The organism is Psychrobacter sp. 1U2 (assembly GCF_051847575.1).
In genome coordinates this window covers 1-531 of the sequence record NZ_JBPYDC010001758.1, presented here as the reverse complement: position 1 = coordinate 531, position 531 = coordinate 1, and the positions used below count along the sequence as shown (strand labels likewise).

The following is a 531-nucleotide window of genomic DNA, read 5'->3' as shown; positions in this document are numbered from 1 at the left end:
CTCACGTGCTGACGCGAGGCGGTCTACTCTCTGCTGCACTGGTCGTCGGGTTACCCCGCCCAGCCGTTAGCTGGCACGCTGCCCTATGTAGCCCGGACTTTCCTCCCCTGCAAGTCTGTTAAACAGTATGCAGCGGCGATCGCCTAGTCTACCAAGGGCGCTAGTATAGCAAATCTAATCACAGACTAGGAATAAGTTTTACGCTTATTTGCACTTTTAAGACCAGATTAAGACTTTTTAAATAAAATTCGATGGTAAAACCCACGCTTTATCTACTGACGCTGTTTGGTTGTCAGGCAGTGTTGTATCGTTTAGATAAGGCAACTGTAACCAATATGTGGTTGGATAATACTGTTGTATGTGATTTTTTAAAAACTCAATTGTACTAGTAGCTATCTCGTTATCGGTATTAAGACTCGTATCATGTATGGGATTATAAACAATACTATGCACAGACAATCCACGCGCTTTTATCGCCTCTAGACTAAGCAGCGTATGATTGATACTGCCGAGGCGACCAGAAGTGACTAA

At 44.3% G+C, this 531-nt stretch carries 1 protein-coding gene and 1 other RNA gene; both read right to left on the bottom strand.

Annotated elements, in window-relative coordinates; translation table 11 throughout:
• Positions 1-155: RNase P RNA component class A (gene rnpB / locus ACS8FD_RS24260), an RNA gene on the bottom strand; the annotation flags it as partial.
• 82 nt (positions 156-237) lie between these two features.
• Positions 238-531, bottom strand: a 294-nt coding sequence (locus ACS8FD_RS24255; RefSeq protein ID WP_439277724.1) for an AAA family ATPase, incomplete at its 5' end; no start/stop codon positions are given.